The organism is Glycomyces luteolus, assembly GCF_027622875.1.
In the GTDB taxonomy this organism is placed as follows: domain Bacteria; phylum Actinomycetota; class Actinomycetes; order Mycobacteriales; family Micromonosporaceae; genus Glycomyces; species Glycomyces luteolus.
This window is the reverse complement of record NZ_JAPZVP010000003.1, coordinates 28845-40943: the sequence shown is the minus strand read 5'-3', so window position 1 is coordinate 40943 and position 12099 is coordinate 28845. Positions and strand designations below refer to the sequence as shown.

The 12099-nt window shown below is 62.3% G+C and carries 4 protein-coding genes and 1 pseudogene; 1 reads left to right on the top strand and 4 read right to left on the bottom strand.

The window, feature by feature from the left end:
* Nucleotides 1–97: 97 nt before the first annotated feature.
* On the top strand, nt 98–1267 hold the full coding sequence (locus tag O1R50_RS04060; protein WP_270108597.1) for a DUF222 domain-containing protein: 1170 nt from the start codon (nt 98–100) through the stop codon (nt 1265–1267).
* Between the two features lie 704 nt (nt 1268–1971).
* On the opposite strand, the gene O1R50_RS04055 is transcribed toward O1R50_RS04060, so the two are convergent.
* The 4 genes and pseudogenes from O1R50_RS04055 to O1R50_RS26260 form a co-directional block, all read right to left on the bottom strand.
* Complete coding sequence (locus O1R50_RS04055) at nt 1972–2883, bottom strand: hypothetical protein (protein WP_270108596.1); 912 nt, start codon at nt 2881–2883, stop codon at nt 1972–1974.
* Nucleotides 2873–9313, bottom strand: a complete 6441-nt coding sequence (locus O1R50_RS04050; protein WP_270108595.1) for an RHS repeat-associated core domain-containing protein — start codon at nt 9311–9313, stop codon at nt 2873–2875. The genes O1R50_RS04055 and O1R50_RS04050 overlap by 11 nt, the downstream gene beginning before the upstream one ends.
* 2 nt (nt 9314–9315) lie before the next feature.
* Nucleotides 9316–10566, bottom strand: coding sequence for a LamG domain-containing protein (locus O1R50_RS04045; protein ID WP_270108594.1), 1251 nt, complete (start codon nt 10564–10566; stop codon nt 9316–9318).
* Nucleotides 10567–10716: 150 nt separating this feature from the next.
* Nucleotides 10717–11052 (bottom strand): annotated as a pseudogene (locus tag O1R50_RS26260) (LamG-like jellyroll fold domain-containing protein); the annotation flags it as partial.
* Between the last annotated feature and the right edge of the window lie 1047 nt (nt 11053–12099).

Below are 12099 nucleotides of genomic sequence, written 5' to 3'. Positions count from 1 at the left end.
ATGACACCGCCATCCTGGTCTGTCATTATTGAACTACCGAACAAGAAACCGAAAACAGCCAGATCATTCGAGAATGCGGAACGGAGGCGAAGGACCCATGAGCCACTGCACCACCACCCCGAACCCCTTCCCTCCCTTGGCCTCCGACCGGCCCTCCCAGGCCGCAGCCATCCGCTCCACCCTCGACGAGGCCGCCGCCCTCATCAACACCCAGCACGCCCAGGTCCTGTCGACGGTGATCGCGATGAAAGAGCAGAACCTCCACCGCTCCGCGTTCGGCTTCTCCGCCCTCCGCGATCTCCTGGTCTCCCAGTTCGACTTCACGTTCAACACCGCAGGCGCCATTGCGGCCATCGCCCGCCTCGCAAGCACGTTCCCCCTCCTGGCAGCGGCGGCAACGACAGGGGAAGCCCGGATCGACCAGGTCGCCTACGCTGTCCGCCAGCTCGAGAAGACCCCGGCGATGCGCCTGTTCGCCCGCACCCCCTTCAAGGCCCCGGTCGCCTCGCCCTTCGACGCCTCCGTCACGTGCGAGACACCCGAAGCGCTCATCGCCCAGTACTGCACCCACGCGCCCTTCAAGGACCTGCAACGCCACCTCGAAGAACTGGCCGCCAACCTGGCCGACGAATCCGAACTCCTCGACAGCCTCGGCGAGCAGTCCCTGCAGTGGATCGAACTGGGCGAACAGGGCAACGGCCTCTGGTCGCTCTCCGGGGAACTCTCCGATGAGACCGGGCGGCTCCTCGACAAGTACCTCAAGACCGCCTGCCCCCCGCCCCGCCAGGACGAGACCGACACCGACGGGGTGCTGCCCCCGCAGGCGAACCGCCACGCCGAGGCTCTGCACCAGCTCCTTGCCGGCTACGGTGCCTCCCCGCAGGCATCGACCCGGCACGGGCACACCGCCACCCTCAATTTGACGGTGGACATCGAGACGCTGCAGGGCAAGGACACCGGCCGCCTGCCCCTCCTCGAGGGCCAGCCGATCAGCGTCGCCCGGGCCCGCCTCCTCGCCTGCGAAGCCGCCATCATCCCCGCCGTCTTCAACTACCGCACCGGCGAAGCGGTCGAACTGGGCCGCGCCGAGCGCCTCCCCAACACCGCGCTCCGCCGGAAGCTCGAGCTCGAGCAGCCTGATGGTTGCGCCTGGCACGGCTGCGACCGGCCGGTTGCCTGGACCGAGGCCCACCACCTCCGGCACTGGTCTAAGGTCACGGATTTACGGCCCACGTTTTCCCAGGTCATAGCCTATCATGGCCCGTGAGCCCCTACATATTGTGATGTGTGACATAACTCAGGCCAAAAGCTACATCCGGCCCAGCATGGTTGCGGGTTCTTGTCGGAGATCTGTTGATGTCAGCTCGTTGGATGTCAGCAATCGCAACCAGCGGCCGAACGCCTCTCCCTCGACCAACGAGACGCCATCATCCGCGTCTTTACGATCGCCGGCACGATCCAATTCGCACCGACCTGACATCACGTCGTCAGCACCAGCGCCGTCAAGAGGTGCCTCAATTACGCTGGTGCAGCCGTGAATCCATAAAGGCAATCAACTCTCCGCTCCCAAAGCGGGTGCACCATTTCGTCACATGTATCCGTCTACCTGCGACAATGCCGCGAACCCACCGACCGTCGGGAAAACGTCGGCACGTAATCGGCACGGTCCGATCCTGCACGCCTATCTCGCTGCAGGCGGGAACCGATAATGTCCGGGAACGACTGAGTTCGGCCGCCGGTTTAGCAATCGCACAATTTTCTGAGCGAATAGGCCACAGCAGGGCAAAGGCGACGAGGTTCGCCACGGCGCCGAGGGAGCCCAGTAGCCCGAACTGATATTCGGCGACGTCGGTCAACCCGAGATATCAGCACGAGCGCATCGCCGGCCAGGAAGATGCCCGTAGCGAGGAATGCCCAGCGTCGGGCGTGCCCGCCGCGACGGATGATCTCGCAGGCGAGTTTGAAAAAGGCTCAGTGAATGGACCATTCCGAGGTCATGAAATTCACTCGATCCTTTAGTGGCTCTCTCAAGTATTCTAGACCAATATGTCTTGCAAGATCAGATAGCTGGATCTTAGTTTCGCTTGAGACGTTAGCTTGCCATTGCAGCAAGTCGTTCTGTGTAGACGATTCTGGAAACTCGATCACGGAAACCACGCTCCCACCATTGGCAACATAAATCAGGCCAAGGGAGATCAAATGATTTAGGCAAGCAATAGAACGACGAATCGTCTGCTTACGATTATCCTCCCACCAGCGATCGCGACATTCTACTATCGAGTCCAGTATTTGAGTTGGATCATTCACGATCTGCTCAGACAAACGTTGATGCAGCATGCTCCGGTCATCGTCGTCGAAGCCGTAAACCGTATTTCGATATGACACTTCAGTTGACATCAAGGTGGTTTCTCGATTTACACCCTCCGAAAGTATCAACTTTGATGCAATCATGAGCATGCGATTGTCATACGCCAAGATTCCCTTCTCCGTAATTTCCAGGTCAAACCAATCATCATGCGCATGGCAGGAAGCGAGCGAGAGCTCAATTTCATTCAAGGCATGTAGCCAGTCTTCCAGATTTCCAGGCCATGTGACAAATGGTGCAGTTACGCCTACATTTACAAGGCCCTGGCTGAGCATGGTGCGTGTGACATTGAAAACTTGAGAAATAATCTCAGCATCCCAATGTCCATATGCACTAGAAATTTTGCCATGGTCAGAGGAATCGTTGGTCTTTGAAAGAACGGTTGGATCTTCGATTTCATCTTTTCTCCGCGCAGCCTCCTCCGCAATACCGAGGATCTCATAGCTCGATGTCCAGTCGGCCGCGGCGCTTTGAAGCACGCCTCGGATAACCCATTTGTCGTTAGCCTTATGGGGCAAGATGCACCTTCCTCCACCTACCTGTTCCTCCGTACTGAAATTCGATTGTAACCCCTCCCGAACCCGACCAGTCTTTCCATTTTACAACTGTGCCATCGGTAAGAAGCCATTCTTGAATTGTTCCGTCTTTGTACGTCGCATTCTTCACGGCGCCGTTGCAGGTGCAGACATATTTATCAAAGAACGCCCTCATTTCATCCTCGCTGTCAACCAATCTGGTGTACTTGGAGTCCCCCTTGGCCAACTTGCCGAAAGCTGAACGAATACTATCCGCGCTGCAGTTATGAGTAAGAACATCGCTGCCTCCTACGCGGACAAGATAGTTGTGGGTATTCGGAACTGCGAGATTATGCGTGGCGACCGACTCGATAGATTGGCCGACTTCGACCGTCTGCACCCAACCGCTGCTGACTGATTTGATCAACGATCCTGCTGATAGCTCGCTCGCCAGCATCCAAGTACCTGAAGACAGCAGCCTGGAAGTATCACTCGAATCTATTGCCCAGAAAGCATGGCCTGCAGTGGACGAAATATCGCTTTCAGCCTCTCCGTCACCGTCATGATCGAAACCTAGGTTGACAATGTTTCGGAGTTGCTCGGGTGTAGTGAATGTATCCGAGACTGTTGCACTAGTCGCTTCGCCAGACTCCAAATCAATGGAACGCACCTGCTCGCCCGGCAGGATCTCCTCAATTGGCTTAGCAGTCCCATCGGCCATTACGACCAGTGTTCCGGCCTCAAAAGATTTGCAGGAGTTTCGGAAGTAAGACCTGAGACCGATAGTGCCTTTCATCCAAGGGGCCGTGAACGATGCGCTCCCCGCCTGCAAGATGCCCCCCGAGAGGTCTGCGATAAGCGCGCCTGCCATCGGGTTGCGTTCGGCGGCGTCGGTTGCCCATGCCTGGTCGAGCATCATTCGTTGGTCGTCGAGGGTTTCGAGGTACTCCATCTGACAGTTGTCGGCAACCATCGAATTGAAATCGGACCCGCCATGGCAGAGATCAGTAGTTGCCCAAGCAATTTGAGTTGGGTCAAAGGTTTCGGTGTATTGGTCGGGGTTCTCCCCAATTTCGTATAGATACTCCTCAACCTCGTTTACAAGGTCTTGGAGGTCGCCTTCCCACATGTCGCACGGAACGCCCACTGCTCCTTGGAGCACATAGACGCATCCCCCTTCATCCCCGTCGTATTGCTCTCCCCAGATCGTGTCGCCGTCACTTACCGCGACAGCGACGGGGTCGCTGGCGGGGCCTCCGCTCGGCTCGCTGCCGCCGGTGCTCGGCCCGGTTCCTGCACAAGGGCCTTGCCAGGTGTCGGGGTCAACACTGGGCCCGGTTGCGCAGAGCCCGGAGGGGTCAGAGAGATTGACGGGGTTGTTGTTGGAGTATGCGTAGCCGTTGAGCTGTTGCGGATTGGCGTAGTCAGCGATGGGGTCGACGGAGACGAATCGGCCGGTGGTGGGGTCGTATTCTCTGGCGCCGAGGGTGGTCAGGCCGGTGGTGGTGTTGTCGATGCCGCCGATGAAGCCGCGGTCGTCGGGCCAGGTGCCTTGGGTGAGACCTCGTTCGTTGCCGAAGGGGTCGAAGCGGCGCACGGTAGCAGTGAGGGTGCCTCCGTTGACGATCCATTGTCCGGTGCCGTGGTGGTCGCCTGCGACGAAGAGGATGTCGCCGATGCCGACGCGCTGGGCGATGACGTTGCCGCCGTGGGTGTAGTAGCGGGTGGCCTGTTTGGTGTTGGCGGTGGCGTCGTAGTGCAGCTCGTACCCGGCGACCCAGGCGGTGATGCTGCCATCGGGGTCCTTGCGGGCGAGCCGGTTGCCCTCGGCATCGTCATAGAAGCTCGTGGTTTTCTCGCCATTTTTGACAGCCTTAAGGCGGCCGGAGCTGTTCCATTCCAGGGTTGAGAGATCGCCGGCGCGGGATATGGAGGTCGCGTAGCCGGTTTCGTTGTAGGTGTAGTTGGTGCGGTCTGCGCCGTTCTCGGTGGTGGCTATCGAGGTGAGGGCGTGGCTGTCGGTCTCGTAGGTGTACGTGTCGGTGAAGCGCCCCGCGACGGTCGATCGAGTCTCGGCGGTGCGGTTGCCGGAGAGGTCGTACTGGTAGGAGGACCAGTATGCGCCGGGTCCGCCGACGGCCTCTTCGGTCGGGGTTGTGGCGCAGGCGTCGGCTCCGGATTGCGCCCATGCTTCGGTGAGACGGTTGAGGTAGTCGTACTGGAAGCACTGGGTTTCGGGTTGGAGCGCGTCGGCGTTGTGCACGGGCTGGTCGGTGATCGAGGTGATCTTGCCGGCCTGGTCGTATTCGTAGGAGAGGGCGGCGATGCCGTAGTTGGTGCCATCGAATTCACCGGCGGTGTCTTTGTCGAAGTAGAACTCCGCGAGCCGTCCGGTGCCTTCCTCGTAAATCCAGGTCTGCCACGCTTGTCCGGAAGTGCCGCCGACGTCGGCAGGGTCTCCGAGGCGCAGCTGCAGCAGTTGCCCGTACGGGGAGTAGAGGGCCTCGTCGACGTAGATCTGGGCCGCGCCAAAGGTAGAGCTGTTGCCTGCGACCCGCGAGGGCTGCCCCATGGCGTCGTAGCCGTAGGTCATGGTCTCGGACGTAAGTCCGGCGGTGGCACTGGCGACCGAGGTCTTCATGCTGCCGTCGGGGTGGTAGGTGAACGCCTCGTAGTAGGAGCCGGCGAGGCTGCCCGCGGCCGACGGCAGCGTGGTCAGGACTTGAGTGGGTTGCCCAGTGATGTCGTAGCGGCGGTACTCGGTGGTCCAGGCTTGGTTGTCGACGTAGTTAATCGACTTGTGCAGTGCGCCCTTCCCGTATGCAGAGGCGGTATCGTACGTCCACTCTGAGAGGAGCTTGTCGCCGTCAACTGCCCCTTCCCACTTCGCCGTCTTGCGGCCCAGGGCGTCGTACTCGTACGACAGTGTGGTCTCGGCGCTCGTCCCGGCATTGGCGGTGGTGGTGACCAGTTGTCCAGCGTCGTCGTAGGTCATGCTGGTGTGCCCGGTGTCGGGATCGTCGGCGGTGATTTGGCGGCCGCGCAGGTCGTATCCGAAGCTCCACTGCTGTCCGGCCGGGTCCGTCACGGATTCCAGCAGACCTGCAGGCGTGTAGGTGTAATGCGTCCGGTCCGGCTCACCTGCCGGGGTGTTGCCGTGGTACTGGAGGGCCTCGACGACGAGGCCGCGCGCGTCGGTGAGCGTGCCAGAGGCTGACGCCCCTTCAGGCGGTGTGACGGTCGTCTGCCAGTAGTCGTCGTTGCCACCGTAAGCGGTGGTGGTGCGCCATTGCTCCTCGTCCTTGACGACGAAGACCTCGGCCGTGACGCGTCCGGCGGTGTCGTAGACGTATTCGGTGCGGGCGACGTCGTTGGAACGGGAGATACGCACGAGGTCACCGGTGGGCCCGGAATCGTTATTGAAGTTCGCGCCGGAAGAGTAGACGACCTGACCGTAGGAGTTGTACTCACTCTGGTTGATCAACCGCCCGCCGTAAGTCTCGGCCTGGGTCTGACGGGGCCGCATGAGCGCGTCGAAGATCTTGATCTCGGTCAGATAGGACTGGTCCCAGATCATCGTCTCAGTGGTGGTGGTGCTGGGGGCCGTGTCGGAGACGGTGTAAGAGAATTTCAGGTTCGGGACCTCGGTCGGCGCGTCCTGACCGGGATACCAGACCGCTGTCGCACGACCGAGCGCGTCGTAGGTGAGCGTGGTCTTGCGACCGGCAGCGCTGGTCGCCGACGTTACGGACCCCCAGGCAGGGCTGATGGTGACCGCGTCGATGTGGCCGAGCGGGTTGGTCGTCGACACGGCAGTGACCGGACCGGCGCCCGTTGGGGTGTAGGCGGTCGTGGTGACATCGCCGAGCGCGTCGGTCGCGGTTTTCTCGCGGCCGAGCGAGTCGTAAGTGGATTCGGCGAGGGTCGCGTACTTCGGGCCCGCGTCCCAGCCGTCGATGGTCTCGGACTTCGTCATCCGGGCGTACGTGGGCACCGCACCGAAATCGTGCCCATCGTAGTAAGCGCGGACGTCGCTCAAGACATCGTCGGGCCTGGACACCGGCTGGTCGCAGGTGACGGCGACAGTCTCGATCCTCGAGGGGGCCTTGAGGATCCATTTGTCGGTGTTGTCGACGTACTCAGTTGTAGTGCACATCTCGTCACCGGATGTGCTGATGTCACCGTGGTTGCTGAGGGTTTCCACACGGCCGCGGGCGTCATAGGTGGTGTCGGCACGGACGGTCTGCCAGGACGTGTCGGAGAGTTTGGTGCGCGCCATGGTTTGATTTGGACCGGTCATCCAGGCTTTGAGCTCACCGCCGTCGTAGGCGCGAATGGCGGTGTTCTTCGTCCAGTACCGGGTGATGGTGGAACCGACGACCGTGGTGTTGTCGTAGGTGATCTGCTCCCAGGCCTGTCCCGCTAGCGCTTCATGGTCGGCAACGGTGTCGCCCCGGGTGCTGGTGAGCGTGACGTCGCGCTCGGTGCCGCCCGGGAGCGGTTCGCCGTCCATGCCCCGGTAGTACCGGGAGGCGGTTCGCAGTTGCGGTTCAGGGTCGGCGGGGTCGCCGACGAGGGTGGTCACCTGCGTGTAGCCGCGCCATTGGTTGTAGGTGCGGAGGTCGTCAGGAGTGAACTCGGAGTCGTTCCAGGCCCAGAGAACATTGGTGCCACCGCCAGAGGTGGAGTACTCGTAAAAGGTCCAGGCCGTGTCAGCACCGGCAGTGGTGTCGGTTTCGGCAACCGAGGTGACCACGTACTTATGGAAGTAGGCGTCAACAGCGTTGTAGGTACCTTCGGGGACCCATTTGGCCGGGTAGCACCGCTGGGTGTTCGACTCGCCGACAGTCGGCAGATCACCGACGCCGCAGTCGGGTGCGGAGTAGTTGACCGTGGTGACACCGCCGGTCTCGTTCTTGATCGAGGTCAGGCGGGGTCGTTGGATCATCGGGTCGGCCGAGCCGTCCTCGACCCGGTTGGGCATGAACGTGCCGCCGAATTCAACCGCAGGCGTGGACTGTTCCCCGTCGCCCACGTGCCCGGTGTGCCGGATCGCGGCCAGCCACATCACTACCTGGGACTTGTCCCCGTAGTCCTTGAACTCGTGGGTGAGCTTCCAGGTGTCGACGGTGTCGAACACACCTGCCCCGGTGTTCCAGACTTCAGCTTGGACTTCAGTGAGTCGCTTGGTGGAGAAGAACACCGGCGCGTACTGCTCGCAACCGGTCCCGGCCTTGCAGTTCAGCTCCCAAGGCGTGTCGGCCCACTTGCTTTCCTTTGGATCGCCTGAAGTGTCGTAGCAGTCCGACAGGCACCGGTCGCCGGCGACAAGTTGGACACGGCCGGTCGCCGACACTGCAGGATCGTCGGATCGCAGCCCGTACTCGATGCGCTTGAGCCAGCCCGAACGGGTGAACGCGACCGCGTCCTTCGTGCTGTCAGCGGCCGGTGAGTAGTAGCCGGTTTCGGTGCCGTAGACGTAGCGGGTCATGTTCCCGTTGAGGTCGACGACCTTGTCAAGCATCCACCGATACGCCTGGGTGCAGCGAGATCCCTTGAAGTCACCTGATTTGTAGCAGGCCTCGCCGGAGTGGTTGCCGAACACCGGGACCGTCCACCGAGATCCGGTCGTAGCCGGGTCGGCAGCGAAGAAGTACTGCGTGCCGTCGGTCCCGGTGACCTTCCATCGCTCCGAAGTCGCCGCAGTAGCCGATGCCGGAGTGCCGAGCTTCTCGATGTGCCAGTTCGCATCGCCAGCAGCGTGCCAAACCCCGGAATCATCGTCCAGGACCAGTGCGGTGTTGATGCCGCCCAAAGCCATGGTGACCGAGGGCGAGCCCCCGTCCCAGCACAGGTCGCCGGTCTGGTCGGTGCCGTTATTGCCGTCCTGTTCAAGTTCAGAGGCGCAGCCCGAGTAGGACCGTTCGATGAACCCGGGCGAGTATCCCCAGCCATCCCCGATCCACGACGCCTGGTTGTTCGTGCCGGATGTCAACCCATCATGCGCGGCCGAAGAATACGACAGCGCCAACGACGGGGTCGGACCGGCGGCCGGTGGCACGCGCATCGCGTAGGAGTACGAATACGCTCCGGATGAGCCTCCCTGCGACCATGACCCTGCCGAAGACAAGTCCGTCGCCGTCCACTGCCCCGCGCCTTCCCCCGTCTCGGTGGTGCCACCGGCCCAGTCGGCGGCATTGTCATCGAATGCCGACTCAGCCGCGCCCACGCTAGAGACGGGATTAGAGGCGAACGTCTGAGCACCGCGCTGGAAGTCAGCAGCCCAAGCCGGGCCGGTAGTCAGCCCGGCCATGGTCACCACCGCGGCGGCGGTCATGGCAAGCAGGAGGCGGATGCGGTGCCGCGGGGAGGTGTGCACGTAGGGGCTCCGAAGCAGGGTCGGGTCAGGCGTGATCGGGAGGCGTCTGGTCACGGTCAACACACCTCCTCGGGAAGGGTCGGCAAGAAGATGCTGGCGATGGTCGCGCATTCGAGGGCGCCTTGCCAGATTATGGTGTCGTCGACCGCGCCGATCAGCCCATCGCGGATGGTGCCATCAGCGTTGCCCTCAGCACCGATCACCACCGAGCCGGTCGAGGAGGGCATCACGACGTCCGTAGCGGTCGCTACGGGGGCACCGTCGATGTACAGCCGCAATTCGTTGGAGGGCAGGTCATACACCCCGACGAGAAAGAGGTACCCCATATGGGTATCTGACGGCGTAGCTGCGGCACCTGCCACGTGCCATGGGTGCTCGGCGGTTGGCGGGGCGGCGAATTCCCAACGGGCGTTCGCGACGGAGTACTTGACGACGATGGTGCTGCGGCTGCCGCCGGTGATGCTCACTGCGACGCCATCGCGAGTGACATCGTCGGCCCGCATCCATGTCGCGATCGTGAACGACTCGTCGGTCGCGATCACCGGTCCGGTGGTGCGGGCATGACTGGTGCCCTCGAAGAGCAGCGCATTGTCCGGGGCCTTGTTGTATCCGACAGGGTCGTAGAACTCGGTGCCGGTTATCGCGAGATCGTTGCCGTTGCCGGTGACATCTGCCCTCGGCGTGAGCGGCTCGTCAAAATTGTTGAAATCCCACCGCGCTGCAGTCTCGGCAGGTGGGGCGGCCATCATGTCGGCGAGCTCGTAGGATTCGACGGCACCGCGCCAGAACCTGACGTCGTGAAGTGAGCCGGTGAAGTACTCGCCGCGGGTGGCGTCGGATTCGGTGCCCGCGCAGCCGATGAGCGTGGCCCCGGTCGCTTGCCATTGCTTTCCGACGGTCAGAGATCCTTCAAGGACACCGTTGACATACAGGTGCATTTGTCCTACGGACGCGTCGTACACGCCGGCGATGTGGTACCACTGTCCCGCTTCAGCGGTCGTGGTGGAAGAACGCTGCCGAACTGTTGCGCCTGCGCCTTCGGCGGCGTCGGCAGAGACCAGCCGGAACTGGAAGACCCCGTTCTCCAAGTGCCGCAGGCGCAATCCCATGTTGTTCTCGCCCGCGATGGACATGATCGTCTCCAAGCGAGCCGGGTCTTCGATGTTGACCCAGGAAGCGACGGTGAACGACCGGTCAGTGGCCACGACAGATTCGGGGTATTCGAGGCAGGTCTCGCCGTTGAGTTCGATCGCTCCGGAGGGCCGGTTGTACGGGTCGGCGCCGACGGTAATGCCGTCGGTATTCAAGTCCCGTCCGTGACCGGAGTCGTCGGTGCCGTCGCTGCGGAAAGTCCACTGCGCCTGGACGCTCGCGGTGGGCAGGTCGGTCATCGCGGCTTTGATTTGGGCTTGGCTCAACACGCCCTGCCAGAGGCCGACCTGGTCGATCGCGCCCGAGACGTGGTACTGCGGCGTCCCGGCGTTCATCAGGCATCCGAGGCTGAAGACCTTGTCGGCGTTCCAGGGCGTGAAGTTGATGGTCTTCTCCCCGACCAGGTTGCCGCCGAGGTAGAGGCGGATCACGTTCTTGTCCGGGTCGTAGACCGCCCGGATGTGCTCCCACGAGCCAAGCGCGACGGTCGGGGCCGCGCCGATGCTGTTCCAGTTCTTGTTCGCGTCCAACACCGAGAAATACCAGAGGTCGGCGGTCGCCGAGTACCAGACTTGGAAGGCCGAGTGCGAATCGTTCACCTGCGTGATCGGCCGCTCGGTGGCCCCGTCGACCGCGTCCATGCGCACCCATGCCGACAGCGAATAGGCCGCGTCCGTGCGCATGATCGGATCCTGTGCCCGTCAGGCAGGTCGAGCCGTCTAGTGCCAGTGCCGCGTTGGCCCGCCCGTCGCGGTCGGCGGTGTAGGCAATCGAGGTGCCGCTGGCGAGCGCGAGGTTGTGGCGGTGGCCGGTGTCGTCGGCGGTGTCGCCTTCGAACCGCCAGGTCGCCATCGGGGTGGTGAGAATGTCCCGGCCGACGAAGAAGGTGTAGGTCCGCGGTTCGGATTCGTTGCCGGCGTTGTCGACCGAGCGGACGTACAGCACGTGCCTTCCGGCCGACAGGGTTCTGGTGATCGTCGCCGTCCCGGTCGAAGCGACTTCCTTGTTGTAGCTGTTGGTCTGCCAGGAGTACTCGAAGTGGTCGATCCCGGAGACGAAGCCGTTCACGGTCGGGTCGGTCGATTTCAGTGTCAGGTTGAGCGTGCCGTCGACCTCATATGGTGCCGCGCTCGCTGGGGTGACGGTCGGTGTCAATGGTTTCGTCCCGTCGACTTTGAACCGACAGGGGGCCGACCAGGCCGAGGCCAGGTCACTGTTGGTACTGGAGAAGCTTCGGGCCAGCCAGTAGTACAGCCCGTCACCCAGCGCGTACTTGGTCGGCAGCGTGTTCCCGTACTCCTTGTTGGCCGTCAGTGGCGCAGCAGAGGTGTAGTCGTAGACGATGGCGTCGACCGGGGTCGAGGAGCGCAGCCGTGCCTGGTACAGGAGCGAGGTGTCCTGCGACCGGTACAGTGCGCTCATTCGTGGAGTGCGACTGTTCGTCCACGGCGCATTCTCCACCGAGGTCGTGCAGAAGACGCCGTTGAGTTTCCGGTTCGAAACCGCATAGGGCATCACGTCGTAGTAGATCTCCAGCACCGCCGTGTAGGAGTCGAAGCGGTTCCACTCCAGTAGTTCTGGTGAGGGCGATTCGTCGGGTGCTCGCAGGCCGAGGGTGAGGTTCGCCCACTCGTTGTCGTCGGCCATCTTGACCATCGAGGTGACGTTGAACGACACGTACGCCGAGC